General features: G+C 68.7%; 26 protein-coding genes and 1 riboswitch. Of the genes, 12 read left to right on the top strand and 14 right to left on the bottom strand.

Annotation, left to right across the window (positions count from 1 at the left end; translation table 11 throughout):
* Nucleotides 1-87: 87 nt before the first annotated feature.
* Together L3V85_RS29525 and L3V85_RS29530 are read left to right on the top strand one after the other, a co-directional pair.
* A complete protein-coding gene (locus tag L3V85_RS29525) occupies nt 88-1,434 on the top strand; it encodes a M23 family metallopeptidase (RefSeq protein ID WP_237676181.1) in 1,347 nt (448 codons plus the stop codon).
* A gap of 42 nt (nt 1,435-1,476) precedes the next feature.
* Entirely contained in the window at nt 1,477-2,601 is a 1,125-nt protein-coding gene (locus L3V85_RS29530; RefSeq protein ID WP_237676182.1) for an anhydro-N-acetylmuramic acid kinase, read from the top strand.
* Between the two features lie 13 nt (nt 2,602-2,614).
* Here L3V85_RS29530 and mdtD read toward each other — a convergent pair whose 3' ends face one another.
* From mdtD to L3V85_RS29560, 6 genes are all read right to left on the bottom strand, one after another.
* Nucleotides 2,615-4,039, bottom strand: a complete 1,425-nt coding sequence (mdtD, locus tag L3V85_RS29535; protein WP_237676183.1) for a multidrug transporter subunit MdtD — start codon at nt 4,037-4,039, stop codon at nt 2,615-2,617.
* An 80-nt stretch (nt 4,040-4,119) separates the two neighbouring features.
* Nucleotides 4,120-4,485, bottom strand: a complete 366-nt coding sequence (gene erpA, locus L3V85_RS29540; RefSeq protein ID WP_007827949.1) for an iron-sulfur cluster insertion protein ErpA — start codon at nt 4,483-4,485, stop codon at nt 4,120-4,122.
* A 183-nt stretch (nt 4,486-4,668) separates the two neighbouring features.
* Complete coding sequence (rpsI, locus tag L3V85_RS29545; RefSeq protein WP_062479216.1) at nt 4,669-5,061, bottom strand: 30S ribosomal protein S9; 393 nt, start codon at nt 5,059-5,061, stop codon at nt 4,669-4,671.
* A gap of 12 nt (nt 5,062-5,073) precedes the next feature.
* Nucleotides 5,074-5,505 carry a 50S ribosomal protein L13 gene (gene rplM / locus L3V85_RS29550; protein ID WP_237676184.1) on the bottom strand — a complete coding sequence of 144 codons (432 nt, stop codon included), beginning with the start codon at nt 5,503-5,505 and terminating at the stop codon, nt 5,074-5,076.
* A gap of 175 nt (nt 5,506-5,680) precedes the next feature.
* On the bottom strand, nt 5,681-6,961 hold the full coding sequence (locus L3V85_RS29555; protein ID WP_237676185.1) for a S1C family serine protease: 1,281 nt from the start codon (nt 6,959-6,961) through the stop codon (nt 5,681-5,683).
* Nucleotides 6,958-7,596, bottom strand: a complete 639-nt coding sequence (locus L3V85_RS29560; protein WP_237676186.1) for a hypothetical protein — start codon at nt 7,594-7,596, stop codon at nt 6,958-6,960. The genes L3V85_RS29555 and L3V85_RS29560 overlap by 4 nt, the downstream gene beginning before the upstream one ends.
* Before the next feature lie 162 nt (nt 7,597-7,758).
* Between L3V85_RS29560 and L3V85_RS29565 the strand changes: the two genes are divergently transcribed.
* Complete coding sequence (locus tag L3V85_RS29565) at nt 7,759-8,724, top strand: 23S rRNA (adenine(2030)-N(6))-methyltransferase RlmJ (protein ID WP_237676187.1); 966 nt, start codon at nt 7,759-7,761, stop codon at nt 8,722-8,724.
* A 30-nt stretch (nt 8,725-8,754) separates the two neighbouring features.
* Here the strand turns inward: L3V85_RS29565 and L3V85_RS29570 are convergent, their stop codons facing one another.
* The 4 genes from L3V85_RS29570 to ahcY form a co-directional block, all read right to left on the bottom strand.
* Nucleotides 8,755-9,366: a septal ring lytic transglycosylase RlpA family protein gene (locus L3V85_RS29570; RefSeq protein ID WP_237680680.1), complete on the bottom strand. Its 612-nt coding sequence runs from the start codon at nt 9,364-9,366 to the stop codon at nt 8,755-8,757.
* A gap of 95 nt (nt 9,367-9,461) precedes the next feature.
* The gene (gene metF, locus L3V85_RS29575; protein ID WP_237676188.1) at nt 9,462-10,286 is read right to left on the bottom strand and encodes a methylenetetrahydrofolate reductase [NAD(P)H]; all 825 of its coding nucleotides are present in this window, start codon (nt 10,284-10,286) and stop codon (nt 9,462-9,464) included.
* Nucleotides 10,287-10,296: 10 nt separating this feature from the next.
* Complete coding sequence (locus tag L3V85_RS29580) at nt 10,297-11,073, bottom strand: TlyA family RNA methyltransferase (protein WP_237676189.1); 777 nt, start codon at nt 11,071-11,073, stop codon at nt 10,297-10,299.
* 10 nt (nt 11,074-11,083) lie between these two features.
* On the bottom strand, nt 11,084-12,523 hold the full coding sequence (gene ahcY / locus L3V85_RS29585; RefSeq protein WP_237676190.1) for an adenosylhomocysteinase: 1,440 nt from the start codon (nt 12,521-12,523) through the stop codon (nt 11,084-11,086).
* Between the two features lie 67 nt (nt 12,524-12,590).
* A riboswitch (S-adenosyl-L-homocysteine riboswitch) is annotated at nt 12,591-12,659 on the bottom strand.
* 183 nt (nt 12,660-12,842) lie between these two features.
* Here ahcY and L3V85_RS29590 point away from each other — a divergent pair.
* The 8 genes from L3V85_RS29590 to L3V85_RS29625 all read left to right on the top strand — a co-directional run bounded on the left by L3V85_RS29590 (nt 12,843) and on the right by L3V85_RS29625 (nt 21,188).
* Nucleotides 12,843-14,960 carry a hypothetical protein gene (locus L3V85_RS29590; RefSeq protein ID WP_237676191.1) on the top strand — a complete coding sequence of 706 codons (2,118 nt, stop codon included), beginning with the start codon at nt 12,843-12,845 and terminating at the stop codon, nt 14,958-14,960.
* 142 nt (nt 14,961-15,102) lie between these two features.
* Nucleotides 15,103-15,750 carry a hypothetical protein gene (locus L3V85_RS29595; RefSeq protein WP_237676192.1) on the top strand — a complete coding sequence of 216 codons (648 nt, stop codon included), beginning with the start codon at nt 15,103-15,105 and terminating at the stop codon, nt 15,748-15,750.
* Nucleotides 15,751-15,906: 156 nt separating this feature from the next.
* Complete coding sequence (phaP, locus tag L3V85_RS29600; protein ID WP_237676193.1) at nt 15,907-16,407, top strand: TIGR01841 family phasin; 501 nt, start codon at nt 15,907-15,909, stop codon at nt 16,405-16,407.
* 26 nt (nt 16,408-16,433) lie between these two features.
* A complete protein-coding gene (locus L3V85_RS29605) occupies nt 16,434-17,354 on the top strand; it encodes an alpha/beta fold hydrolase (protein WP_237676194.1) in 921 nt (306 codons plus the stop codon).
* Between the two features lie 32 nt (nt 17,355-17,386).
* Nucleotides 17,387-17,794: a hypothetical protein gene (locus L3V85_RS29610; RefSeq protein WP_237676195.1), complete on the top strand. Its 408-nt coding sequence runs from the start codon at nt 17,387-17,389 to the stop codon at nt 17,792-17,794.
* On the top strand, nt 17,791-18,864 hold the full coding sequence (locus L3V85_RS29615) for an alpha/beta fold hydrolase (protein WP_237676196.1): 1,074 nt from the start codon (nt 17,791-17,793) through the stop codon (nt 18,862-18,864). Before L3V85_RS29610 ends, L3V85_RS29615 begins: the two co-directional genes overlap by 4 nt.
* Before the next feature lie 2 nt (nt 18,865-18,866).
* Nucleotides 18,867-19,469, top strand: coding sequence for a GNAT family N-acetyltransferase (locus L3V85_RS29620; RefSeq protein ID WP_237676197.1), 603 nt, complete (start codon nt 18,867-18,869; stop codon nt 19,467-19,469).
* A gap of 90 nt (nt 19,470-19,559) precedes the next feature.
* On the top strand, nt 19,560-21,188 hold the full coding sequence (locus L3V85_RS29625; RefSeq protein WP_237676198.1) for a peptide chain release factor 3: 1,629 nt from the start codon (nt 19,560-19,562) through the stop codon (nt 21,186-21,188).
* Between the two features lie 15 nt (nt 21,189-21,203).
* Here the strand turns inward: L3V85_RS29625 and L3V85_RS29630 are convergent, their stop codons facing one another.
* From L3V85_RS29630 to L3V85_RS29640, 3 genes are all read right to left on the bottom strand, one after another.
* Entirely contained in the window at nt 21,204-22,007 is an 804-nt protein-coding gene (locus L3V85_RS29630) for an ABC transporter permease (protein WP_237676199.1), read from the bottom strand.
* A gap of 87 nt (nt 22,008-22,094) precedes the next feature.
* Nucleotides 22,095-22,871 carry an ABC transporter permease gene (locus tag L3V85_RS29635; RefSeq protein ID WP_237680681.1) on the bottom strand — a complete coding sequence of 259 codons (777 nt, stop codon included), beginning with the start codon at nt 22,869-22,871 and terminating at the stop codon, nt 22,095-22,097.
* A 59-nt stretch (nt 22,872-22,930) separates the two neighbouring features.
* Complete coding sequence (locus tag L3V85_RS29640; protein ID WP_237676200.1) at nt 22,931-23,926, bottom strand: ABC transporter ATP-binding protein; 996 nt, start codon at nt 23,924-23,926, stop codon at nt 22,931-22,933.
* Nucleotides 23,927-24,025: 99 nt separating this feature from the next.
* Between L3V85_RS29640 and L3V85_RS29645 the strand changes: the two genes are divergently transcribed.
* Nucleotides 24,026-24,859 carry an HAD-IIB family hydrolase gene (locus tag L3V85_RS29645; RefSeq protein WP_237676201.1) on the top strand — a complete coding sequence of 278 codons (834 nt, stop codon included), beginning with the start codon at nt 24,026-24,028 and terminating at the stop codon, nt 24,857-24,859.
* Nucleotide 24,860: 1 nt separating this feature from the next.
* Here the strand turns inward: L3V85_RS29645 and L3V85_RS29650 are convergent, their stop codons facing one another.
* Nucleotides 24,861-26,111, bottom strand: coding sequence for an MFS transporter (locus tag L3V85_RS29650; RefSeq protein ID WP_237676202.1), 1,251 nt, complete (start codon nt 26,109-26,111; stop codon nt 24,861-24,863).
* Between the last annotated feature and the right edge of the window lie 30 nt (nt 26,112-26,141).

Consider the following 26,141-nt stretch of genomic DNA (forward strand, 5'->3'; position numbering starts at 1 on the left):
GCGCTTTTTTCCGCACCGTCTCCTGCCGCCCTGAACGTTACTGGGCCTTGCAGCACGGATTTGCAGAACCTGAGCTGGAATTCAAGTTTGATCAACGGCATTCTTGCCGCCGAGGAGCTTCTCGCTTCCCGCGTGGCTTATACATTCCGGACGTACCCCAAGCAGATCACCGCGGTCATCGCGGCCGCCCTGCTGAGCGCCGGCACCCTCGCGGTGGCATCGCTCGGTCCGGACGCATCCGACCTCCCCGTTCGCCAGATCCTGGAAGCCACGGCCCCCATTTCGGTGGCCGACCAGAGCGAATCGCTGGAAAGCTTCAGCTTCACGCTGTTCCGCACCGACGTCACGCGCTCGAGCGACACGGCCGAGGCGCTGCTCAAGCGCCTGGGCATTTCCGACCCCGCGGCCACCGCCTTCGTGCGCGGCAGCGTCGAGGCCCGCAACGCGCTGTTCTCGCGCGCCGGCCGCACCGTGACGGCCGAGGCCACGCAGGAAAACCAGCTCAAGAAGCTCAGCGCCCGCTGGATTCCGGACGGCGACGGCGGCTTCAAGCGCTACGTCATCGAACGCACGCCCACCGGCTTTGCCGGCGTGACCGAGCGCGACGCGCTCACGGCGGGCACGCGCCTGGCGAGCGGCACCATCCGTACCTCGCTGTTCGCCGCCACCGACGACTCGCGCATTCCCGACGCGGTGGCGAGCCAGTTGGCCGACATCTTCGCGGGCGACGTCGACGTGCGCAACCTGCGCAAGGGCGACCGCTTCGCCGTGGTCTACGAGACCCTGGAAGCCGACGGCCAGGCGCTGCGCAGCGGCCGCGTGCTCTCGGCCGAGTTCGAGAACAACGGCAAGATCCACCAGGCCGTGTGGTTCCAGCCGCCCGGCGCGGGCCAGAAGGGCAGCTACTACCGCCCGAACGGCGACAGCCTGCGCAAGGCCTACCTGGCGACGCCGGTCGAGTTCTCGCGCGTGTCCAGCGGTTTCGCGATGCGCATGCACCCGATCCTGAACAGCTGGCGCCAGCACAACGGCATCGACTACGCGGCGCCCACGGGCACCTCGGTGCGCACGGTCGGCGACGGCACGGTCGATTTCGCGGGCACGCAGAACGGCTACGGCAACATCGTCATCATCAACCACCGCAACAACCAGCAGACGGCGTACGCCCACCTGAGCCGCATCGACGTCAAGGCCGGCCAGAGCGTGAGCCAGGGCCAGACGATCGGCGCCGTGGGCATGACCGGCTGGGCCACCGGCCCGCACCTGCACTTCGAATTCCGCGTGGGCGGGGTCTACCAGAACCCGACCTCCATCGCCCAGGAAGGCGGCGCGCCGATCACCGCGGCGATGCGCCCGGCCTTCGAGCGCATCGCCGTCGGTGCCCGCACCGAACTGGCAGCGGCCTTCTCCGTCATCCAGGCCAGCGCGGACTGAGCACGCGCGGCGGCGGCCCTCTTTTCCCGACCTGACGCCAGGATGGCCGCCGAACTTTTCATCGGCCTGATGTCGGGCACATCGCTCGACGGCGTCGACGGCGTGCTCGCCGACCTTTCAGACGGCCGCATCGCGGTGCGGTCCTACGCCACGGCCGGCTTTCCCGTGGCACTGCGCGCGGAACTGCTCGCGCTCAACACCACCGGCGACAACGAACTGCACCGCGCGGCACTGGCCGGCAACGGGCTTGCGCGGGCCTATGCCGGCGTGGTCCGGCAGCTGCTGGCGGACAGCGGCACCGATGCCCGCGCCGTCACCGCCATCGGCGCGCATGGGCAGACCGTGCGCCACCGCCCGCTGGAGTTCGACGAGGTCGGCTACACGCTCCAGATCAACAACCCCTCGCTGCTGGCCGAGCTGACCGGCATCGACGTGGTCGGCGACTTCCGCAGCCGCGATCTGGCCGCCGGCGGCCAGGGCGCGCCGCTGGTGCCTGCCTTTCACCGCGCGCTGTTCGCCCGCCCCGGCGAGCCGGTCGCGGTGCTGAACATCGGCGGCATTTCGAACCTGAGCCTGCTGCCGGCCGCGGACGCCCCCGAAGGCGCGATCGTGCTCGGCTTCGACTGCGGCCCCGGCAATGCGCTGATGGACCACTGGTGCCAGTCCCACCAGGGTCAACCCTTCGATCGCGATGGACAGTGGGCCGCCAGCGGGCAGGTGCTGCCTGGCCTGCTCGCGCAACTGCTGGCCGATCCTTACTTCGCCAAGGCCCCGCCCAAGAGCACGGGGCGCGACCTTTTCAACCCGGACTGGCTGGCCGCGCAAATCGGCACCACGGCCATGGCGCCCGCCGACGTGCAGGCGACGCTGACCGAGCTGACCGCCAGCGCCTGCGCGGCGGATCTGCGCAGCCACGGCAAAGACGCGAAGTTGCTGATCGTCTGCGGCGGCGGCGCGCTGAACGGCCACCTGCTGGCCCGCCTGCGCGCTCTGCTGCCCGGCGTCAGCGTGGAGGCATCGACCGACCACGGCCTGCCGCCGCAGCAGGTCGAGGCGGCCGCCTTTGCCTGGCTGGCCCGCGCCACCGTGCGGCGCGAACCCGGCAACCTCGCCAGCGTGACCGGCGCGCGCGGAGCGCGGGTGCTGGGCGCCATCTACCCCGCCTGAAGGCGGCCGGCCGTCAGCCCTGGCCGGATACCTCCGGCTGCGCGGGATGCGCCGCGCGCACCTCCGACGGCAGGTGCCAGAAGATCAGCGCGGACGCCACGGTGATCAGCCCCATGGTCGCAAAGGTCGCCTGGAAGGCATCCAGCGTGTGGGCGGCCGTCTCGGTGCCGAAGATGCCGTTGTAGCCCGCCAGCACCGCGCCGGCGGCGGCCACGCCCATGCTCATGGCCAGCATCTGCACCATCGACAGCAGGCTGTTGCCGCTGCTGGCCATGCTGCCGTCCAGGTCCTTCAGGGTGATGGTGTTCATGGCGGTGAACTGCAGCGAATTGACCGCGCCGAAAGCCAACAACTGCAGCACGTGCAGCACCATCGGCTGGCCCGGCGCCGTGAGGCCGAAGCTGGCCATGGTGCAACCCACCAGAGCCGTGTTGACCACCAGCACCCGGCGGTAGCCGTGCCGCGTGATCAGCGGCGTGGCGAAGCGCTTCATGGCCATGCCGGCCAGCGCGATCGGCAGCATCATCAGTCCGGCGCGCACCGGCGAGTAGCCCATCGACACCTGCAGCAGCAGCGGCACCAGAAAAGGCATGCAGCTGCTGCCGAGCCGCGAGAACAGGTTGCCGATCAGGCCGATGCTGAGCGTCGGCACATGGAAGAGCGAGGGCGCGAACAGCGGCTCGGGCGTTCGCGAGGCGCGCAGCCAGTAGGCCGCGATGCTGGCAAAGCCGAAGATCAGCACGACCATCACGCCGCCCTGTCGCAGGCCCACGCCGTCGAGCGAAAGCGAAATAGCCACCATGCCGAAGGCCAGCATCGCGTAGCCGACGCTGTCGAAGCGCTTTTGCACCACGCCGCGCAGGTCGGGCATGTACTTGAGCGTGGCGAGGCAGCCGGCCAGCCCCACGGGCACGTTGATCAGGAAAATCCAGTGCCAGGAGGCGTACTGCACCAGCCACCCGCCCAGCGTGGGGCCCAGCAAGGGCCCTATGAGCCCCGGGATGGCCACGAAACTCATCGCCTGGAGGAACTCCCCACGCGGCACCGTTCGCAGCAGCGACAGCCGCCCCACGGGCAGCAGCAGCGCCCCGCCGAGCCCCTGCACCACGCGCGCCGCCACAAGTTGCCCCAGGCTGTGCGACAGCGCGCACAGCACCGAGCCGAGCGCGAACAGCACGATGGCCGAGAAAAAGATGCGGCGCGTGCCGAAGCGGTCGGCGATCCAGCCCGAGGCCGGGATCAGCATCGCCATGGTCAGCGCATAGGCCACAACCACCGACTGCATGCGCAGCGGGCTTTCGCCGAGGCTGGCTGCCATTGCCGGCAACGCCGTGTTGATGATGGTGGCGTCGAGCGTCTGCATGAAGAAGCCGACGGCGACGAGCCACAGCAGGCTCTTGCGAACGGGTTGGACGGCGGTTTCAGCCTCGGAAGTCATAGGCGGCGGGAAAGGAGCAGGAACGAAAAAGCCGCCCGAAGGCGGCTTTTTGGGGAGGCTTGGTCAGCAGCATCCGGGCATCAGGCCGAAAAGCTCGATCCGCAGCCGCAGGTGCTGGTGGCGTTCGGGTTCTTGATCACGAACTGGGCGCCTTGCAGGTCTTCCTTGTAGTCGATCTCGGCGCCGACCAGGTACTGGTAGCTCATGGCGTCGATCAGCAGCGACACACCGTTCTTGGTCATGGTGGTGTCGTCTTCGTTCGTGATTTCGTCGAAGGTGAAGCCATACTGGAAACCGGAGCAACCGCCACCTTGCACGAACACGCGCAGTTTCAGGTCGGGGTTGCCTTCTTCGGCGATCAGGTCTGCAACCTTGGCTGCCGCACTGTCGGTGAAGACGATCGGCTCGGGCATCTGGGTCTGGATGTTTTCGGCTACGGCGCTCATGGGGTGATAACTCCTGGTGGGCCGAACAGGCGGCCAATGGAACGAATGCTACTGCAATGCCGCAATTTCGGCAGGCGGACTGTGGCGTGCACCCCTACGCAAGTGGGGTCGGGCGGCCATGTGCCAAGACGCCGCAACGAAAAAGCCGCCCGGAGGCGGCTTTCTTGTTCGAAGCGAACAGGATCAGCGCTTGCTGAACTGCTTGCGACGACGGGCGGAGTGCAGACCGACCTTCTTACGCTCGACTTCACGTGCATCGCGCGTCACGAAGCCGGCTTGGCTCAGGACGGGCTTCAGGCTCGCGTCGTAGTCGATCAGCGCGCGGGTGATGCCGTGGCGGGTGGCGCCGGCTTGACCCGATTCGCCGCCGCCGTTCACGTTGACCATCACGTCGAAAGCTTCGAGGTTGTTGGTCAGCGCCAGGGGTTGCTTCGCGATCATGATCGAGGTTTCGCGGCCGAAGAACGCTTGGATGTCCTTGCCGTTGACCGTGATCTTGCCGGTGCCCTTTTTCAGAAACACGCGGGCGACGCTGGATTTGCGACGGCCGGTGCCATTGTTCCATTCACCAATCATTCTCAAGGCTCCTTACAGTTCCAGCACTTTGGGCTGTTGGGCGGTATGCGGGTGCTCAGCGCCACCGTACACCTTGAGTTTCTTGATCATTGCGTAACCGAGCGGGCCCTTGGGCAGCATGCCCTTGACAGCCTTTTCCAGGGCGCGGCCCGGGTGCTTGTTCTGCATGTCGCGGAAGTTCGTCGCGGTGATGCCGCCCGGGTAGCCCGAGTGACGGTAGTACACCTTGTCGATCGACTTGGCGCCAGTGACGCGCAGGTGCGATGCGTTGATGATGACGATGAAGTCACCGGTATCGACGTGAGGCGTGTAAATGGCCTTGTGTTTGCCGCGCAAACGGAGAGCAACTTCGCTGGCTACTCGTCCGAGGACCTTGTCGGTCGCGTCAATCACAAACCACTCGTGCGTCACGTCAGCGGGCTTGGCGCTGAACGTTTTGGTCATGAGTTTTTCTCTTGAAAAGAGGGTTTGGCGAGCCCTTTTCCACGGTCGGCGTTCCTCTGGTGGGAATCTCTTAGGTGGGCTTGAAGTCTTCGCCGCGGGGCTACAAAAACGCTGCGAAGCCCGCGATTATATGAAGAAACGGCCAAATGGCCAATTTCCGGGATTCGGGCCGGTTTCAGCGCTGGATGCGAACGAGTTCCAGGGCTTCGTTCGTTGCGCTGGAATTGCCGCGCCGGTGTTCGCCTTCGAACCTGACGATGCGCCCCAGTTCAGGACTGTAGAGAGCGGAGCCCACGAAACGCGTGCCGACGAGGGAGGGGCTCGTGCCATAGGAGGGGGCATAGATCCATCCCTCGTACGCGACGCGCAACACGTTGAGCTCCACGCCCCCCACCCGGAACGGGCGTTCGCCGCCGACGGTTGCGTCCAATTCGTGCCGCAGCCTGTCCCCGCTCGAGGCGATGTAGTCGAGGTGCCAGCGCATGCCGGGCTGCACGCCCTTGCGGACCCAGCCCCCTGGCGGCGACGAGGTGTCGAACATGCCGCCAGCCGGCGACGCGACCGACACGACTTCGCCGCCGGCCTTCTCGACGCGCCCGCCCATGTTGAACGAGAGCTCGTCGCCGTCGACCTTGTCGAGCCGATAGATCACCGGCGTCCGGTTGCCCGTCAGCTTGTCGATGCGCACATATTCGAGGGCGTCTCCGGGGCGCAGCGGCTCGTTCAGCGGCACTTCGACGCCAGGCACCCGCCGTCCCGATGACCCGGCGGGCTCCCTGGCCCGCGCCTCCAGCATCGCCTTGGCCCGCGCCGGCAACTCCGCAAGGAACTCGACCGGCATCGCGAAATTGAGGCTGCCGCCGTCGCGCGCGCCAAAGCTGGTGATGCCCAGCAGGCGTCCTTCGCTGTCGAACAGCCCGCCGCCGCTCGAGCCCGGCGAGATGGCCGCGGTGGTCTGCAGCAGCCGGGCCTCCGGCTCGCCGGCGCCACCACCGCCGCCGCGCAGGCCCGACAGGATGCCCTCGCTGAGCGTGTTCTCCAGGCCGCGCGGGTTGCCGATGGCATACACCCGCTGTCCCACGCGCGCGCTGCCCGCGGGCGCCAGGACGACCGGGGGCGCCGTGAAATTGGCCACCTTGATCTGACACAGGTCGCGCGCCGGGTCCGGAAACTCCAGCGTCGCGCCGTAGGTGACGTTGTCCTGCTTGATGACGAAGCTGCTCGCCTTGGCCAGCACATGGCAGTTGGTGACGAGCCGGCCGGCCGCGATCACCACCGCGCTGCCGGCACGCAAGGGGCGCTCCTGTGCGTCGAAGGTGCGAACTGCCCAGACGCTGCCCGACACCTTGCTGAACAGCGCCTCCGGCTCCAGCGCGGCGGCCGCCCCCGCCGCCAGGGCCAAGCCCAGGAACGCGGGTGCCGCGCGCAGCGGCAGTGCCCTCGCCGAGCCGCTCATGGCTTGGCCGGCAGCAAGCCGCTCAGGTCATCCATCGAAACCCGCGTTTCGGGCTTGGACTGAGGCTGCGGTGCAGCCGGCGCCAGGGCCTGGCTCGGCGGCGGAGTCACGGGCGCGGGCGCCACCACCTTGACCGGCGGCGGCTCCGGTGCCGGCGCCACGGGAGCCGGACGCGCCTCCTCGGGTGGCTTCACCGCCACCGTCTTGGGCGCCGCCGGCGGTGCCGCGGCCATCTCGGTCGTGCCGATGCGGATGCCCGCCGTCGGCCCTTCGCCCGTCTGCGCGCTGCGATCGATGCTTCGCACTTCGCCGAAAATCAGCTGGATCCAGCTCGGATAGTTGTAGCCCGCCGCCGTGCCGGCATCGACCGCCGCGCCGATCAAGCCGCCGATCAGGATGTTCCCGGCCATGCCCACGTTGGCGCGCGACACGGCCTGTCCGTTGGCCGGCGCGAAGCCGGGCTGGCTGCATTCGATGTTGAGATTGGCGCTCGAGCGCCTGATCGGCACCGTGTCGCCCGAGCGCATCACGGTGTCGTTGCGGTCGTTGGTGACCTGGCATTTGGCGCCGTCGACCACCTTGCCCGCGGCCGTCATGGTCTCGATCTTCACGTTCTGCGTGGTGCCGTGCGTCACCGACGCGCAGCCCGTCAGAATAGACAGAACACCCGCGCCGACGCACAGGCCCCAAAATCGCCATCCAGCTCCTCGCATCTGCAACGCCCTCTTTTTTTGTAAACCGATGTTTCGGCGCGAGAGTCTAGCGTCGTCCATCCCATTTTTTCAGGCCCATTCCCCATGTTCAGTTACCGCCACGCCTTCCATGCCGGCAACCACGCCGACGTGCTCAAGCACACGGTGCTGATTGCCACGCTCGACCACCTGCTCGAAAAAGACGCGGCCCTCACGGTCGTCGACACCCACGCCGGCGCCGGCCTGTACCGCCTCGACGGCGACTATGCCGGCACCAGCGGCGAAGCGGCCGAAGGCATCCTGCGCCTTCTTTCGGGCAAGAAGGAGCCGGCCGCGCCCGCATCGGCTCCTGCACCCGCGGCGAAATCCGCCGCGAAGAAAGCGGCACCCGAGGCCGAAGCCCCGCTGGCCGATGCCATCGCCCGCTATCTCGGCGTGATCAGCGACTTCAATTCCAAGGGCGGCGCGCGCGTCTACCCCGGCTCGCCGTTCATCATCCAGCACCTGCTGCGCGACCACGACAAGCTCAAGCTGTTCGAGCTGCATCCCACCGACTCCCGCACGCTGAGTGCCAACATCGCGCAGCTCGAAGCCGGCAGGCAGATCGCCGTGCTGCTCGAGGACGGCTTCGGCAGCGCCACCAAGTTCCTGCCGCCGCCCTCGCGGCGCGCGCTGGTGCTGATGGACCCGAGCTACGAGATGAAGACCGACTACGGCCGCGTGCTCGACTTCGCGGCCGAGGCGCTCAAGCGCTTTGCCACGGGCACCTACGCGATCTGGTATCCGATCATTCCGCGCCCCGAGGCGCACGACCTGCCGCGCCGCCTCAAGACGATGGCGACCAAGGCCGGCAAGTCGTGGCTGCACGCCACGCTGACGGTCAAGTCGAGCAAGATCACGAAAGACGCCGCCTCGGGCGAAACGCAGCGCCCGGGCCTGCCGGCCAGCGGCATGTTCCTGATCAATCCGCCCTACACGCTGAAGCCGCTGCTCGCGGAAGCGTTGCCGCAACTGGTGGAACGCCTGGGGCAGGACCGCAACGCCACCTTCTCGCTCGAATCGGGCGGCTGAGCAAGCCGGTCGGGCGGCGAGCCCTTCCCTTTATTTGCGGCGGCGCTGCGGCACGATCACCTTGCGCCGCGCCGGCACCTTCACCTGGGCGCGCTGCTGCGGCTCGGCCGACGCCACGGGCGCCTGTGCGTCGCCCGGCTCCACCGGCAGGCCGCCGCAGCGCATGCCGTCGTGGTCCACCACCGTCAGCGCCACCTGCTTGATGCCCAGGCCGGTCAGGCCGATGCGGTCGGCCGCGGCGCGGCTCAGGTCGATCACGCGGCCCAGCGAATAGGGGCCGCGGTCGTTGATGCGCACCAGCACTTCGCTGCCGTTGACGAGGCTGCGCACGCACACGCGCGTGTTGAAGGGCAGAGTCTTGTGGGCCGCCGTCATGGCGGTCATGTCGAAGCGCTCGCCGCTGGCGGTCTTGCGCTGATGGAACTGGATGCCGTACCAGGAAGCGCCGCCGCGCTCGAAGATCTCGCGCGGTCCGTCGTCGGGCACGCCGTCGTCAGGTGTCAGCTCGCCCGTGCCGGACACGGCCAGGTCGTAGCGCACCGAAGGCACGCTCGAGCGCGCGGCAGCGCCGGGCGGCACCGCCAAGGCCCGCGGCAGGGGTTTCAGGTTGCCGCCGCCCTCGGCATCGGTGGCGGGCGGCATGGCGCAGCCCACGAGCGCGCAGGTCGCGGCCACGAGGGCCGCATGCAGCGCACCTCGCAGCGACGCCGCTACCGTCGCTCCGGCCGCGCGCCCTCTCAATCGAGGCGCTCCAGCAGCGCCAGCGTCGCGGCCGACTGGTTCATCGTGTAGAAGTGCATCGCCGGCGCGCCGCCCTCGGCCAGCCGCGCGCACAGGTCCGTGACCACATCGAGACCGAAGGACTTGATCGATGCCGTGTCGTCTCCAAAGCCCTGCAGCCGCAGGCGGATCCAGCGCGGAATCTCGGCGCCGCAGGCATCCGAGAAACGCATGAGCTGCGTCGAACTCGTGATCGGCATGATGCCCGGCACGATGGGCGTGTCGAGCCCCAGCTTGCGCGCGTCGTCGACGAAGCGGAAGTACGCCTCGGGGCTGAAGAAATACTGCGTGATCGCCGAATCGGCGCCCGCCTTCACCTTGGCGGCAAAGGCCTGCAGGTCGGCTTCGGGCGAGCGGGCCTGCGGATGGATCTCGGGGTAGCAGGCCACCTCGATGTGGAAGTCGCGGCCCGTCTCCTCACGGATGAAGGCGACCAGGTCGCTCGCGTACTGGAACTCGCCGCCGATGCCGTAGCCGCTCGGCAGGTCGCCGCGCAGGGCCACGAGGCGCTTGACGCCCATGGCCTTCAGCTCGGCGAGTTGCTCGCGCACCGTGGCGCGGGTGGCGCCGATGCACGAGAAATGGCTCGCCGCGTCCACGCCCTCGGACAGGATCTCCTGCACCGCACCGAAGGTGCCCTGGTGCGTGGAGCCGCCCGCGCCGTAGGTGACCGAGCAGAACTGCGGCTTGCGCGCATACAGTTGCTGGCGCACCGCGCGCAGCTTGACCGCGCCTTCGGGCGTCTTGGTCGGGAAGAATTCGAAACTCAGCGGAAGGCGCACCTGCGTCTCCTTAGGAACCGTTCGCGTGAACAGCGCGCACGGCGTGAATGAAAAACTCGCGGTTGCCGTCGCCGCCGGCGATCGGGCTGTCGAACCACTGCAGCACCTTCAGTCCGAGCGCCTCGCAGGCGTCGTACAGGCGCTTCTCGACCACCGCATACATGGACTCGTCGCGCACGATGCCGCCCTTGCCGACCTGGCCCGGCTGCAGTTCGAACTGCGGCTTGACCAGCATCAGCAGGCGGCCGTCGTCCGCCAGGAACTCGACCACCGCCGGCAGCACCAGCGTGAGCGAGATGAACGACAGGTCGCCCACGATCAGGTCGAAGCGCGACTCGCCTTCATCGCCCAGGTCGTCGGGCGACAGCGCGCGCGCATTGACGCCCTCGATGGGCACCACGCGCTCGTCTTCGCGCAGCTTCGCATGCAGCTGCCCGTGGCCGACGTCGACGCCCACCACCTTCGCGGCGCCGCGCTGCAGCAGGCAGTCGGTGAAACCGCCGGTCGACTGGCCGACGTCGAGGCACAGCTTGCCGGCCGGGTCGACACCGCTCGCGGCCAGCGCGCCTTCGAGCTTGAGGCCGCCGCGCGACACGTAGCGCGCCTCGGCCGCGTCGACCAGTTCGAGCTCGGCCGACTCGGGCACTTCGTCCTTGTTCTTGGCGACGTTGCGCCACGCGTCGCTCGTGCCCGCGTCGCGCCAGCGCATGCCGCCGGCGATGAGCCGCACGGCCTGCGAACGCGACGCGGCCAGGCCGCGCTCCACCAGCAATTGATCTGCGCGCATGCGCTGTCGATCAGTAGCGGTACGTGTCCGGCTTGTACGGACCGTTCTTGCTCACGCCGATGTAGGCGGCCTGCGCGTCGGTCAGCTCGGTGAGCATGGCGCCGACCTTCTTCAGGTGCAGGCGCGCGACCTTCTCGTCCAGGTGCTTGGGCAGCACGTAGACCTTGCCGGCCTGGTAGGCGTCGGGCTTGGTGAACAGCTCGATCTGGGCGATGGTCTGGTTCGCGAACGACGACGACATCACGAAGCTTGGGTGGCCCGTGCCGCAGCCCAGGTTCACGAGGCGGCCCTTGGCCAGCAGGATGATCTTCTTGCCGTCCGGGAAGGTGATGTGGTCGACCTGCGGCTTGATTTCTTCCCACTCGTACTTCTCGATCGAAGCGACGTCGATCTCGTTGTCGAAGTGGCCGATGTTGCAGACGATGGCCTGGTCCTTCATCTTGACCATGGTGTCGTGCGTGATCACGTCCTTGTTGCCGGTGGTGGTCACGAAGATGTCGGCCTTGTCGGCGGCGTATTCCATCGTCACGACCTTGTAGCCTTCCATCGCGGCCTGCAGGGCGTTGATGGGGTCGATTTCAGTGACCCACACCTGTGCCGACAGTGCGCGCAGCGCCTGGGCCGAGCCCTTGCCCACGTCGCCGTAGCCGGCCACGCAGGCCACCTTGCCGGCGATCATCACGTCGGTGGCGCGCTTGATGCCGTCCACCAGCGACTCGCGGCAGCCATACAGGTTGTCGAACTTGCTCTTGGTGACCGAGTCGTTCACGTTGATGGCGCGGAACAGCAGCGTGCCCTTGGCCGACATTTCATTCAGGCGGTGCACGCCGGTGGTGGTTTCCTCGGTCACGCCGATGATTTCAGCGGACTTGCGGGTGTACCAGGTGTCGTCCACGGCCAGCTTGGCCTTGATGGCGGCGAAGAGAATGCGCTCTTCCTCGCTCGTCGGGTTGGCGAGCACGCCCAGGTCCTTCTCCGCGCGCTGGCCCAGGTGCATGAGCAGCGTGGCGTCGCCGCCGTCGTCCAGGATCATGTTCGGGCCTTCGCCCTTCGAGCCCTTGGGGCCGAAGTCGAAGATGGCGTGGGTGTAGTCCCAGTAGTCCTTCAGCGACTCGCCCTTGATGGCGAACACCGGCGTGCCCTTTTCGGCGATGGCGGCGGCGGCGTGGTCCTGCGTCGAGAAGATGTTGCACGAGGCCCAGCGCACTTCGGCGCCCAGTGCTTGCAGCGTCTCGATCAGCACGGCCGTCTGGATGGTCATGTGCAGCGAGCCGGTGATGCGCGCGCCCTTGAGCGCCTGGCCCTTCGAGAACTCTTCGCGGATGGCCATCAGGCCGGGCATTTCGGTTTCCGCGATGCGGATTTCCTTGCGGCCCCAGGCGGCGAGGGACAGATCGGCGATCGCCTGGTCGGCGGTCGAGACGGGGGTGGGCTTGAGAACAGCGCTCATGAGAACTCCAACAAAACTGGTTTGAAAGATGCCACTGCGTTCGGGGAAAAGGACTCACCGCGAGAACAGCGGGTGAGCGTGGTTGCGATGTGATCCGAGCCTCACGCCTGGCGGCGCTGCAACGCTCCTCGGGACGGGGCATTGTAGACGGGGCGGACGACCGAGCCAACCTCGGGGATTTGCACCGATTCGGGCCGTATCGGCTGACATCTGCCAGCCCCGGCGTTAAAGCCCCCTCTTTTTACGATTTGCCCGGGTTCGGTTCAGCAGCCAGCCGGCTCGCTGCCGGGCCCATCAGACAATGAAGAGGGCTCAACACATGAAGATGACGAGATATCTCGCGGGTTGTGGGCTGGTCGCCTTGCTGGCGGCTTGCGGGGGCGGAGGCAGCGGCGGTGGCGGCGCGGGCGGTGGCGTGCCGCTGACGGGCCTGGGCGCCGGGCCACAGGCGGAAGCTCCGGCGGCAACGCCCGAGTCCGCGCCGGCGGCCAGGGCGGGCAAGGCCACGCTGGCCGGCGCCGACGCGCGCAGCGGCACCTACCGCGTCTATGCGTCCAACGGCACGCAGCAGCAACTGGCGCTCGACTTCGACGCCGGCAGCTACACGATGACGGACAACCTCGGCGCGGCCGAGTCCGGCACCTTCGCCGAAGACTTCACCGAACCGGGCACCTACGTCTTCGCCAGCAGCCGCATCACCACGGCCGCCAACACGGCGCGCTTTCGCGTGGCGGCCGACGTGGTCGTCGGCGCGTTCCCGTTCCAGACGGCGTATTCGAGCCCCGCGGCCTACGCCGCGCAGCCCTTCGTGGCGGCGCGCGACTTCGTCACCACGGCGGCGCTGCTCGACGGCACCTACAACCGCTTCAGCGTCACGCGCAGCCCGGGCGGCGCGCAGGACTCGTCGATGCTGGCCATGCGCCTCTCGAGCAGCGGCACCGTGCTGGAAGTCTGCAACGACGCGATCATCTACAAGATCGATCTCTGCCCCGCAGCCTCGAAGCGCACCTATTCGGTAGCGGCCGGCGCCGACGACACCTGGGTCGGCACCAACGTGAGCAACAGCAGCGACATCGCCAACTTCCGCATCGCGCGCGTCGGCGGCCAGAACGTCTATCTCGCCGGGGGCGTCAACCTGGCGCCGGCCGTGCAGTTCTTGCGCATCGGCCTGCCGGAGTCGTCCAGCTGGCCGGCCACCCGCGGCCTCGGCGCGTCGACCACGGGCAGCTGGGGCAGCAACCTGATCGACACCGCGAACTCGGTGCGTACGGCCACCAGCCCGGACGGCACCTACGGCGTCCTGACTCTGCCGGTGGGAGGCACGTTCCCGTTGCAGCCCGAGGGCATCCGCGGCGTCAACACCAACGGCACGAGCAAGTACTTCGCGATGCAGAACGGCCTGCTGTCGGTGCTGGTCGGCTCTCGCAATCCGAACACGCAGGGCTACCTGCAACTCAACCTGATCGACACCGGCACCGCGCCCGATGCGCGCAACGGCCGCTACAAGGTCTACGCAGCCAACGGCTCGCGGCAGACGCTGGCGCTGAACCTGGACAGCAAGCGCTACGAGATGACCGATGCCGCCGGCACCGTCGACTCGGGCAGCTTCACCGCCGACACGTCGGAGGCCGGCAGCTTCGTGTTCGACAGCAGCCGCATCGCGAGCCCGGTGAACACGGCACGCTTCCGGCTGGCCACGGACACCGTGGTCGGGTCGTTCCCGTTCGCGGTCGCTCAGGTCACGCCGGCGAGCTACGCGGTGCGGCCCTTTGTGGCATCGCGCGCGCTGGTGAAGACGCAGGCGGCGCTCGACGGCGTCTACAACCGGCTGGGCATCAACATGACGGCCACCGCCGCCGATTCGTCGATCACGCAGATCCAGGTCGCCAACGGCGGCACCGTGCTCTACCTGTGCAACGACAACACGATCTACCGCATCGACAACTGCCCGTCGCCCTCGGTGCGCACCTACACCGTGTCGCCCGGCTCGAGCGTCGACACCTGGCAGATCGTGAACGTGGCCAACCCGTCGGACAACGGCAGCTTCGGCATCGCGCGCATCGGCGACGAGAACGTGTACCTCTCGGCCGGCATCCTGCCCTCGACGCCCACCACGTCGGTGTTCCGCATCGGCCTGCCCGAGCGCGCGGCGTGGCCCACCGTCACCGCGCGCGGCGGCGCCACCAACGGCGGCTGGGGCAGCACGGCCATCGACGCATCGAGCTATGCGCGCACCCGGGTGCTCCCCGACGGCACGGCGGGCACGCTGAATGCCTCACTGGGCTCCATGGGCACCATCGGCCCGCTCAACATGCGCGCGGTGGGGTTCCCCAACTCGACCTTGCACTTCTCGAGCCAGAGCAGCAAGCTGTTCGCGATGGTCGGCGCGCGCAGCCCGGCCACCGCCGGCGCGCTTGAAATCGGCCTGATCGACTGACGCGCCAGCGCACAGCCCGTCCCGGGGCCGCATGCCGCAAGACCGGCATGCGGCCCTTGCTCATTCAGGCCTAAGTCGGCCGCCAGCAGATTCGGGCGCCGCGGCGTACATTGCCCCGACCCCCACTCCGCCGAAAGCCGCCATGCCGATCCTCCTGCCCCACAACCGCCGGGCGCTGCTCGCCGCCACCGTCATCAGCCTGGGCTTCGCCGCGCTGCCGAACGGCGCATCCGCGCAGCCCGCGCCCGAGACCGTCCGCATCCGCGGCACCATCGTGCGCGTCGACGCCAAGACCCTCGTCGTGCAGGACCGCGGCGGTGAAGTCGTCAGCCTCGCGCGGCCGGCCGACATGCCGGTGTCCGAGGTCTACCGCATCAAGCTCTCCGACATCAAGCGCGGCAGCTTCGTCGGCACGGCCGCTATGCCGCAGGCCGACGGCACGCAAAAAGCGATCGAAGTGGTGGTGTTCCCCGAGGCCGCGCGCGGCACCGGCGAGGGCCATCGCCCCTGGGACCTGCTGCCCGAGAGCACCATGACCAACGCCACCGTGGCCGACCTGGCCGCCGCGCCGAAGTCGGTGCGCGGCGGCCAGCAGATGCGGCTGACCTACAAGGGCGGCGAGAAGATCGTCGTCGTGCCGCCCGACGCGCCGGTGGTCACCTTCCGGCCCGGCACCGAGGCGCTGCTGGTGCCCGGCGCCAAGGTGATGGTGAACGCGCAGGAAAAGAACGGCACGCCCACGGCATTGCGCGTGACCGCGGGCCGCAACGGCTTCGCGCCGCCGATGTAATCCATCGGTACGAGCACGCGCGCGGGAACCCAAGGGAAATCCCGCAGGCATTTTTTTCGCGGCGACATGCCGGTGCGGCGTATCGTGGCGATGGACTTTTGCCGACCGGCCGGTCCTCGCCATCCACCCGTTCACCGTCACAGGAGATTCCGCACCATGGCCACTGCCAAGAAAGCCGCCGCCAAGAAGACCACTGCCAGCAGCAGTGGCAGCAGCAAGGCGGCTGCCCCCAGCGCCGCCGAGATGCTCAACCCGCTGAAGAACCTCAAGAACATGACCGACCGCCTGCAGGAGCTCAACTTGACCGGCGGCGCGGGCAAGCTGCTCGAAAGCGGCCGCAAGGACCTGCAGGCGCTGATGCAGGCCAACGAGAAGTCCTACCAGGGCCTGCAGACGGTGGTGCAGCGGCAGACCGAGATGATCAAGAGCGCCATCACCGAATGGCAGACCGCCGCCAAGGAAATGCCCGGCAAGGACCCGAAGGAAAACCTCGCCAAGCTCGACGAGCTCGGCCGCCAATCGTTCCAGCGCGCCATCGACGACATCAAGGAGCTGGCCAACCTTGCCGCCAAGTCGCAGGCCGACGCCTTCGACGTGGTGCGCCAGCGCATCCAGTCCAACGTGGACGAAGTCACCAAGCTGCTGCAGCGCAAGTAAGAGAAGAACAAAAGCCCGGCCGGCCCATGACCACCGCAGCGCCCCCCATCGAGCGGCGCACGCCCGCCAACCACGTCGAACTGGCCTGGAACAGCTTCGGCGACCCCGGCGCGCCGCCGCTGCTGCTGGTGATGGGCCTCGGCGCCCAGATGGTGGCGTGGGACGACGCCTTCTGCACGCGCCTGGCCGAGACCGGCGGGCACCGGGTGATCCGCTTCGACAACCGCGACATCGGCCACTCCACGCACCTGTCCCACCTGGGCGTGCCCGACATCCAGGCGCTGATGGCGCAGGCCATGACCGGCCAGCCGCTGCGGGTGCCCTACACGCTGCGCGACATGGCCCAGGACTGCATCGGCCTGCTCGACGCGCTCGGCATCGAGCGGGCGCACATCGTCGGCGCCTCGATGGGCGGCGCCATCGGGCAGGAGCTGGCCATTCACCATCCGCGGCGGATGCGCTCGTTCACCAGCATCATGTCGACCACCGGCAACCCGGCGCTGCCGCCGCCCACGGCGGAAGCGATGGCGGTGCTGTTCTCGCCCGCGCCGACCACCTTCGACGCTTACGTGGCGCACCACGCGAAGGTGTGGCGCGTGCTGCGCGGGCCGTCGGCTTTTCCGCTCGACGAGGCCCGCGATGCCGAACGCGCCCAGCTGGTCTTCCTGCGCGGGCTCAACCCTCCCGGCGTGGCGCGCCAGCTCGCGGCCATCCTCGCGTCGGGCAATCGCAAGCCGGCGCTGCGCGACGTGCGCGTGCCGACGCTGGTGATCCACGGCGACGCCGATCCGCTCGTGCCGGTGGCCTGCGGCGTCGACGTGGCCGACGCGATCGCGGGCGCCGCCCTGCTGCGCATACCGCGCATGGGCCATGCGCTGCCGATCGAGATGTGGCCGCAGATCGTCGACGCCATCGCGGCGCACACGGCCCGTCACTCGCACGACTGAAGACGATCCACTCGCACCCAGGGAGCGCACGAATGACCAAGTTCTCCCCGCTCGACCCCATGGCCATGTGGCGCGAGCTCACGGCCCAGTGGGAAAAAAGCACCAACGAGTTCGCCAACGAGACCATGGCCTCGGACCCGTTCCGCCAGGGCATGCACGGCGGCATGAACGCCTCGCTCTCCGCGCAGAAGGCGCTGGGCGACTTGATGGCGCGCTACCTCACGATGCTGAACCTGCCCACGCGCGCCGACATCCAGGCGCTGGGCGATCAGCTGCAGCGCATCGACGACCACCTGGCGCGCATCGCCCGCGCGGCCGAAGGCGCGCGGAGCCCGGCGCCCAAGGCCGATGCGGCGCCCCCGCCGCGTCCGCGCCGCACCAGGCAGCCGTCGGCCAAGCCCACGCCGCCCAAAGCCGCGACCGGAAAACGCGCGCCATGATGCCCACCGCCGAGGCGTTCGCCCTGCCCGACATCCGCGCCGAGATCGAGCGCGCGATCCAGCGCAACATCAAGGGCCTGGAGTTCCTCACGTCGGCCGCGCCCGCCGTCGGCCAGACGCCGAAGGACGAGATCCACCGGCGCGGCACGCTGAGCCTCTACCACTACCGCCCGCTGGTCGACGAGCTCTACCGCGTGCCGGTGCTGATGGTCATGGCCACCACCAACCGCGCCTACATCTTCGACCTCGCGCCGGGCCAGAGCATGGTCGAGTACCTGCTGCTGAAGGGCTACGACGTCTACGTGATGGACTGGAACGCGCCGCGCCCCGACGAGAAGCGCCTGCGCATCGAGGACTACGTGCTCGACTTCATTCCCGATTCCATCCGCCGCGTGCAGGAGGACTCGGGCGAGGAAGACGTCACCGTCGCCGGCTACTGCATGGGCGGCGTGCTCTCCACCCTCTACGCCGCGCTGCATCCCGGCGGGCCGATGAAGAACCTGGCGCTCTTCACCACGCCCGTCGATTTCAGCCGCATGAAGCTGTTCCATGCCTGGTCGGACCGCCGCTACTTCGACGTCGACCGGCTGATCGACACCGTCGGCAACGTGCCGCCCGAGATGCTGTTCGCCTCCTTCGACATGCTGCGCCCCGCGGGCCGCGGCGCGGGCGTGGTGCAGTTGTGGGACAACATGGACAACGACGAATTCGTCAAGTCGTACCGCATGTTCGACCGCTGGGGCGCAGAGATGCTGCCGCTGGCCGGCGAGTACTTCCGCCAGACCGTGAAAGAGCTCATGTGGGACAACAAGCTCCACAAGGGCGAGCTGGAGCTGGGCGGGCGCCCGGTGCGGCTGCAGAACATCAAGGTGCCGGTGCTGCACGCGCTCGCGCAGCACGACCACATCGTGCCGTACGAGGCCGGCCAGCCGCTGATTGCCGGCATCGGCTCGGCCGACAAGGAAGAAGTGGTGCTCAAGGGCGGACACGTGAGCCTTGCCGCCGGCCCCAACGCGGTCCGCAGGCTGTGGCCCAAACTCGACGACTGGCTGGGGGTGCGATCGACATGACCATGACATCCGTTTCCTCCTCGCGCAGCTACCCGCGCATCGTGCCCAACCCGCAGGGCGAGATCGCGCTGCGCCTCATGACCGCGGACGACGCCGACGCGGTGCTCGACTTCGCGCGCGCCCTGCCCGCGCACGACCTGCTCTTTCTGCCGCGCGACATCACCCAGCCCCGGGTGATGGACGCCTGGGTGCGCGCCATCGAGCGCGGCGACATCGACAGCGTGCTAGCGGTGCGCGGCGGCATCGTGCTCGGATGCGCGGCCGTCATCCGCGATCCGCACTCCTGGTCGGGCCACGTGGCCGAGCTGCGGGTGCTGGCGGCGCCCGCGCTGCGCGGCAGCGGCCTGGGCCAGCAACTGGCGCGCGAGGCCTGCGCGCTGGCCATCGAACGCGGGCAGGAAAAGCTCGTCGCCCAGATGACCGTCGACCAGCGCGGCGCCATCGCCGTGTTCCAGGCGCTGGGCTTCCGGCCCGAGGCGCTCTTGGGCAAGCACGTCAGGGACCATAAGGGGCAGGCCCACGACATCGTGGTGCTGAGCCACGACGTGGCGCAGTTCGAGGCCCAGATGCGGGCCTACGGAATGGCCGAGGCGCTGGGCGCCTGAAACCGCCGCCGCGGGTGCTTTGCGCCGGGCCGGCGGGCGGAAATCCCCGGCCTTCTAAAATCGCGGCATTCCCCTGCCCGATTGCCCACCTTGTCTTTTGTTGCCGAAACCCGCCGCCGTCGCACCTTCGCGATCATTTCCCACCCTGACGCCGGCAAGACCACGCTGACCGAAAAGCTGCTGCTTTTCTCGGGCGCGATCCAGATCGCCGGCTCGGTGAAGGCGCGCAAGGCCTCGCGCCATGCCACGTCCGACTGGATGGAAATCGAAAAGCAGCGCGGCATCTCGGTGGCCTCGTCGGTCATGCAGATGCTGTACCGCGACCACGTGATCAACCTGCTCGACACACCCGGCCACAAGGACTTCTCGGAAGACACCTACCGCGTGCTCACCGCCGTCGACTCGGCGCTGATGGTGATCGACGCGGCCAACGGCGTGGAAGCGCAGACGCGCCGGCTGATCGAGGTCTGCCGCCAGCGCGACACGCCCATCATCACTTTCGTCAACAAGATGGACCGCGAAGTGCGCGAGCCGCTGGACATCCTCGACGAGGTGGAGCGCGAGCTGGGCATGCCCTGCGTGCCCATGACCTGGCCCGTAGGCCAGGGCAAGACCTTCCGCGGGATCATGAACCTGCGCACGCAGGCCATGACGGTGTTCGAGTCAGGCAGCGAGCGGCTGCCGCAAGACTTCGAGACCATTCCGCTGAGCGAGCGCGAAACGCTCACCAAGCGCTTCGGCGCCGACTTCGAGACCGCCATGGAAAGCATGGAGCTGGCCACCGGCGCCTCGCCCGCCTGGGACCGCGAGGCCTTCCTGGCCGGCAAGCAGACGCCCGTGTTCTTCGGCTCCGGCGTGAACAACTTCGGCGTGATGGAAGTGCTGGACGCGCTGGTCGACCTGGCGCCTTCGCCGCAGTCGCGCACCAGCACCACGCTGGTCAACCGCCAGCCGGTGGTCAAGGAGATCCAGCCCGAGGACAAGGACTTCGCGGGCGTGGTCTTCAAGGTGCAGGCCAACATGGACGCCAACCACCGCGACCGCATCGCCTTCGTGCGCATGGCCTCGGGCAAGTACACGCCCGGCATGAAGCTCAAGGTGCAGCGCACGTCGAAGGAGCTGCGCCCCACCAGCGTCGTGACCTTCATGAGCCAGCGCCGCGAGGCCGTGGAAGAGGCCTACGCCGGCGACATCGTGGGCTTCACCACCCACGGCGGGGTGCAGCTGGGCGACACCATCACCGACGGCGCGAGCCTGCAGTTCACCGGCCTGCCCTTCTTCGCGCCCGAGCTGTTCATGACGGTGATCCTGAAGAACCCGTTGCGCACCAAGCAGCTGCAGCAGGGCCTGGCCCAGCTCGGCGAAGAAGGCGCCATCCAGGTGTTCCGCCCCGAAGTCGGCGGCCCGATGCTGCTCGGCGCGGTCGGCCAGCTGCAGTTCGAAGTGGTGCAACACCGCCTGAAGGCCGAGTACGACGCCGACGTGCGGCTCGAAGGCTGCCAATACACCGGCGCGCGCTGGATCACGGCCGACACCCCGGCCGAACTGCGCGAGTTCGTGAACGCCTATCCGGTGCGCATGGCCAAGGACGCGGCAGACACGCTGGCCTTTCTGTGCACATCGCCTTACGACGTGCGGCTGGCGCAGGAGCGCTTTCCGAAGATCCACTTCCATCCGCTGCGGGAGCATGCGGGGTTGGCTCTGCAGAGCGCGGGCTGAGAAAGCCGGGCCGGATCAGCTCCCGGTCGACGCATAGTGGCGCAACCCGAAGCGCCACACCCCGAAAGCCGCCGCGAGGAACACGAAACCCGCGAGCGGCGACACCAACCCCATCCATGCGGGCGCGCCGAGCGGATCGGGCTTGCCCAGGATCGCCAGCGCCGGGTAGTACGCCACGCAGGCCAGCGGCACGATGAAGGTCAGCACGCGCCGGAACCACTGCGCGTACAACGCCAGCGGGTATTGCGCCGCCTGCACGCCGCCGTAGGTCAGCACATTGGCGATCTCAAGGCTCTCGACGGTCCAGAACGACAGCGTGCCCTGCAGCACCAGGATGCCGAGGAACAGCGCCGCGCCGCCGGCCAGCGCGAAGAGCGCGATGCCGATGGCTGCCGGCGTCCAGGCGATGTTGGCCTGCACCGTCGCGAACACCAGCACCAGCGCGCCTTGCAGCAGGCGGCCCGCGCGGCTGATGCGGAAGTCGTGCCCCATCAGTTGCAACGCGACGGGGCGCGGGCGCAGCAGCAGCCGGTCGAAGGCGCCGGTGCGAAGGAACTCGGTGCCTAACGTGTCGAACCCGCGGCCCAGCGCGTCGGCGACGGCGAACATGCAGTTCACGAGCCCGTAGAACAGCGCCACTTCGCCAAGCTGCCAGCCCTGCACTTCGCCGAAGCGATGGAACAGCGCCCAGACGGCGATGACCTCGATGCCTGTGCCGAGGAACTGGCCCGTCGTCAGCATCAGTGCCGAAGCGGGGTAACGCGCCTGGCCGCTGAGGGAGGCGGCGACGAGTCTCATGAGTAGGCGGAGCGATCCCATTTGTTTCAGTGGCTCCGGTTCTTGCGGCTTGCGCCGTGGGCGCCGATCAACCAGTGCTCTGAACGACCAGAAGACGAAGACCACACTTCAACCACCCTGCACCTCCAGCCGCCGCATCGTCCGCTGCATCGCCATGCGGCCGAACACGACCAGCACCACGATCCAGAACGACTGCAGGCCCAGCCCCGCCATGGCCTGCCAGCCGCTCATCAACCCGAAATAGATCCGCGCCGGGATGTCGACCACGCCCGCGAAGGGCTGCAGCAGCAGCGCCGTCTGCCATGCATTCGGCAACAGCATCAGCGGCAGCAGGTTTCCCGAAAAGACGATGACCACGGGCCCCGCCAGCGCGTTGATTCCGCGTTCGTTGAGCGCGGCGGTCGCGGCGATGTTAAGCAGCATCACCATCGACGTGGACAACAGCAGCGCCAGCACGGAAGACGCGAGAAACGCGATCGCGGCCGCAAAACTCGCCGGCGGCTTCCAGGCCCAATCGCCCAGCCCGACCAGCGGCAACGCGACAGCCGCGAAGGCCGCCATCAACGCCACGCGCGGCAACACGCGCGCCGCGATCCAGCCCGCGCTGCGCGCGAACCACAGCGCATAAGCATCGACCGGCCTCAGCCGGTCATAGGCCACCGCGCCGGTGCGCACGGCCTGGGCCACCTCCGGGTCGCCGAGCCACGGCACCAGCACCAGCAGGCCCTGCGAGAGCCAGCTGTAGGTGATGGCCTGCGTCAACGACATCGGCGTGCCGGCCATCGACGCGCCGCCGTAGAAGGCGGCCAGCACCATCACCTTGATGCCGCCCCACCAGCACTGCGTGCCGAAACCCGCGAGCGCGGCCGTGCGGTACTGCAGCATCTGCAGGAAACGCGAGGCGAATGCCGCGATGTAGGGGCGCGCCAGTTCGCGCAAGGCCGTCACGCTTCGGCCGCTCCGTGCATCGCGTAGAAGCGCGCGATGACGGCCTCGATGGCCAGGCCCTCGAGGCGGATGTCTTCCACCGCATGGCCGGCCGCGATGCGCGCGATCAGCGCGGGCGCGGTCGTCACCGCGGGATCGAAGTCCAGCACCAGCGTCTGGCCGTCGCGCGAATGCACCCTGGCGCCCTCCACCTGCGCGGGCAGCGCCGCGTCCTGCGCGAAGTCGACCACCAGGCGGCGCTCGGCCATCACCTGCGCGCGCAGCGCCTCCACCGGGCTGTCGGCCAGCACGCGGCCGTGGCCGATGATGATCACGCGCTGCGCCAGCGCCTCGATGTCGTGCATGTCGTGCGTGGTCAGCAGCACGGTGGTGCCGCGCTCCCGGTTGGCGCGGCGCACGAAGTCGCGCACGGCCAGTTTCGACGGTGCGTCGAGGCCGATGGTCGGCTCGTCCAGGAACAAGATGTCGGGCTCGTGCAGCAGCGCCGCGGCGATTTCCGCGCGCATGCGCTGGCCCAGCGAGAGTTGCCGCACCGGCTGGCCGAGCACGCGCTCCAGGCTCAGCAGCGCCACCAGTTCGTCGCGTGTGCGGCGGTAGCGCGCGGGGTCCACGCGGTAGATGTCGCGCAGCAGGTCGAAGCCGTCGCCAACCGGGAGGTCCCACCACAGCTGCGTGCGCTGGCCGAAGACCACGCCGATGCGCCCCACGTGCCGCTCGCGGTCGGCGAAGGGGTCGCGTCCATCGACTTCCACGCGCCCGCCGTCGGCGCGCAGGATGCCGGCGAGGATCTTGATGGTGGTCGACTTGCCCGCGCCGTTGGGGCCTATGAAGCCCAGCAGCTCGCCGCGCTCGAGCGAGAACGACACGCCCGACAGCGCCTCCACCGTGCGATGGCGGCGGTGCACGAGCCCGCGCAGCGCGCCCATCACGCCGGGGTCGCGCTCGGAGATGCGGTAGGTCTTGAGGAGGTTGTCGACGAGGATGTGAGGCATGAAGGGCGCCGCGCCGGGCTCGATGCGCGGCGGGGGCGGGATGCTACACGAAAAGCGCCGCTACGATCACGCCTCTTTTTCTTCTCTTTCCAGCACGCCATGTCCGCGCCGTCTTCCCTGCCCGCTTCGCCGAACCACCTGCTGCCGCTGACCCGTTGGGAGGCATCGGCGCGCGGCGCGCTGGTCGGCGTCTTCACGGACATCGACGACACGCTGACCAGCGAGGGCGCGATCACGCCGGACGCCTTGCAGGCGCTGGCGGACCTCAAGGCCGCGGGCCTCGCGGTGGTTGCGATCACGGGCCGGCCCGTGGGTTGGAGCCTGCCGTTCGTCACCACCTGGCCGGTCGATGCCATCGTGGCCGAGAACGGCGCGGTGGCGCTGCTGCCCGCCGCCAGCGGACAGGTCGAGAAGCGCTACCAGCAGGATGCCGCGACACGCGCCGCCAACCTCGCGCGCATGCAGGCGGTGCTGGCGCGCATCGAACGCGAGATTCCGGGCGCCGCGCGCGCCACCGACTCGCCGGGCCGCGAGACCGACATCGCCATCGACCACAGCGAGTTCGTGCAACTCGACGACGCCACCGTCGCGCGGGTGGTGGCGCTGATGCGCGGCGAAGGCATGCACGCCACCGTGAGCAGCATCCACATCAACGGCTGGTACGGCGACAACGACAAGCTCGAGGGCGCGCGCTGGATCGTGCGCGAGCTGTGGGACCGCATGCTCGACGACGAAATGAACCGCTGGGCCTACGTGGGCGACTCCACCAACGACCAGCTGATGTTCCGCAGCTTCGCGCACAGCATCGGCGTGGCGAATGTGGCGCGCTTCGTGCCGCAGCTCGAACACCTGCCGCGCTACGTGACGCAGGGCGAGCGCGGCGCGGGGTTCGCCGAAGCTGCACGCGCGGTGCTGGCCGCGCGGCGCGCATAGCTCAGGCCCCGGGCGCTTTCCGCAGCGCCGCCCACTGGTTCCACACGCCGTAGACCGCAATCAGGAGCAGCACGGCGGCATAGCCTTCGACCGTTGCCAGAAGACCGAGCGGCTTGACAAGGAACCCCGCCAGCATCGCCGGCAGGCTGAACGCGAGATAGCTCACCACGAAGATCGCCGCGAACAGCTCGCCGCGTTCGTGCGACTGCGCCAGCGGCGCGAGCGTCTGCACCAGCGCCGAGAACGCACCGCCGAAGCCCACGCCCGCCACCGCGGTGCCGACGAAGAACAGCGCGAGCGAGCGCGTGGCCAGCGACGCCAGCAGCAGCACCAGCCCGGCCGCGATGCTGGCCATGCCGACGATGGCGGGCCGCGGCGCGGCGAGGCGCCCCAGCAGCGTCGGCGCGATCGCTCCGACGCCCGACAGCACCGCCACCGTGAGCCCGTTGACCACGCCGTTGTCGACGCCGAACACATGCAGCATCAGCGATGGCGCCAGCGACAGAAACAACCCACCGAGCGCCCACACCGCAATGAACACCGGCAGGCCGCGCGCGAACTCGGCGCGGGCCCGCGCGGGGATCGACACACGCGGCACCAGCGAAGCCCATGCGCCGGGGCGACGCGTCACCGTCTCGGGCATCCACAGCACCACCGCCGCGCCGAGCGCGAACACCACGGCCAGCACGCCGAAAACCAGCATCACGGGCTGGACAGAGAACTTCACCGCCATGCCCGTCAGCAGCGCGCCGAGCGCTAGGCCGGCCAGCGGCGACACGCTGGTGATCAACGCGCCCAGCCGCTTGCGCGATGCCGGCGCGGCCTCGACCACCGCCGCGCTCAACGCGCCGCTCGCGACACCCGTGGCGATGCCCTGCACCACCCGCGCGACGATCAGCCCGCCGATGTCCTGCGCCAGCAGGAAGAGCCCCATCGCCACGGCCTGCAGCGCCAGCGCTCCCAGCACCACCGGGCGCCGCCCGATGTGGTCGGACAGCGAGCCCGCCACCAGCAGCGAGATCAGCAGCGCAATCGCGTAGATCGCGAAGGCCACGGTGAGCAAGGACGACGAGAAGTGCCAGGCGTGCTGGAACACCACGAACAGCGGCGATGGCGCGGCCGCCGCGAAGAAAAAGCCGAACAACACGGCGGCCAGCAAGGGAAACGCCACGCTCGCCGGCAACCGCCGGGGCTTGGCGCGGGCAGAGATGTCGGCGGTGGCGACGGCCAGTTCAGGGCAGGTGGATGGCATGTCGAATCCTTAATGCAACTTTTTTTGCTT

The organism is Variovorax paradoxus (assembly GCF_022009635.1).
Classification (GTDB): Bacteria; Pseudomonadota; Gammaproteobacteria; order Burkholderiales; family Burkholderiaceae_C; genus Variovorax.

Coding starts and splice junctions, on each gene's coding strand:
- L3V85_RS29530 (WP_237676182.1), top strand. CDS start 1,477: ATGGCCGCCGAACTTTTCATCGGCCTGATGTCGGGCACATCGCTCGAC.
- mdtD (WP_237676183.1), bottom strand. CDS start 4,039: ATGACTTCCGAGGCTGAAACCGCCGTCCAACCCGTTCGCAAGAGCCTG.
- erpA (WP_007827949.1), bottom strand. CDS start 4,485: ATGAGCGCCGTAGCCGAAAACATCCAGACCCAGATGCCCGAGCCGATC.
- rpsI (WP_062479216.1), bottom strand. CDS start 5,061: ATGATTGGTGAATGGAACAATGGCACCGGCCGTCGCAAATCCAGCGTC.
- rplM (WP_237676184.1), bottom strand. CDS start 5,505: ATGACCAAAACGTTCAGCGCCAAGCCCGCTGACGTGACGCACGAGTGG.
- L3V85_RS29555 (WP_237676185.1), bottom strand. CDS start 6,961: ATGAGCGGCTCGGCGAGGGCACTGCCGCTGCGCGCGGCACCCGCGTTC.
- L3V85_RS29565 (WP_237676187.1), top strand. CDS start 7,759: ATGTTCAGTTACCGCCACGCCTTCCATGCCGGCAACCACGCCGACGTG.
- L3V85_RS29570 (WP_237680680.1), bottom strand. CDS start 9,366: ATGCCGCCCGCCACCGATGCCGAGGGCGGCGGCAACCTGAAACCCCTG.
- L3V85_RS29580 (WP_237676189.1), bottom strand. CDS start 11,073: ATGCGCGCAGATCAATTGCTGGTGGAGCGCGGCCTGGCCGCGTCGCGT.
- ahcY (WP_237676190.1), bottom strand. CDS start 12,523: ATGAGCGCTGTTCTCAAGCCCACCCCCGTCTCGACCGCCGACCAGGCG.
- L3V85_RS29590 (WP_237676191.1), top strand. CDS start 12,843: ATGAAGATGACGAGATATCTCGCGGGTTGTGGGCTGGTCGCCTTGCTG.
- L3V85_RS29595 (WP_237676192.1), top strand. CDS start 15,103: ATGCCGATCCTCCTGCCCCACAACCGCCGGGCGCTGCTCGCCGCCACC.
- phaP (WP_237676193.1), top strand. CDS start 15,907: ATGGCCACTGCCAAGAAAGCCGCCGCCAAGAAGACCACTGCCAGCAGC.
- L3V85_RS29605 (WP_237676194.1), top strand. CDS start 16,434: ATGACCACCGCAGCGCCCCCCATCGAGCGGCGCACGCCCGCCAACCAC.
- L3V85_RS29610 (WP_237676195.1), top strand. CDS start 17,387: ATGACCAAGTTCTCCCCGCTCGACCCCATGGCCATGTGGCGCGAGCTC.
- L3V85_RS29615 (WP_237676196.1), top strand. CDS start 17,791: ATGATGCCCACCGCCGAGGCGTTCGCCCTGCCCGACATCCGCGCCGAG.
- L3V85_RS29620 (WP_237676197.1), top strand. CDS start 18,867: ATGACATCCGTTTCCTCCTCGCGCAGCTACCCGCGCATCGTGCCCAAC.
- L3V85_RS29630 (WP_237676199.1), bottom strand. CDS start 22,007: ATGGGATCGCTCCGCCTACTCATGAGACTCGTCGCCGCCTCCCTCAGC.
- L3V85_RS29635 (WP_237680681.1), bottom strand. CDS start 22,871: ATGCTGCAGTACCGCACGGCCGCGCTCGCGGGTTTCGGCACGCAGTGC.
- L3V85_RS29640 (WP_237676200.1), bottom strand. CDS start 23,926: ATGCCTCACATCCTCGTCGACAACCTCCTCAAGACCTACCGCATCTCC.
- L3V85_RS29645 (WP_237676201.1), top strand. CDS start 24,026: ATGTCCGCGCCGTCTTCCCTGCCCGCTTCGCCGAACCACCTGCTGCCG.
- L3V85_RS29650 (WP_237676202.1), bottom strand. CDS start 26,111: ATGCCATCCACCTGCCCTGAACTGGCCGTCGCCACCGCCGACATCTCT.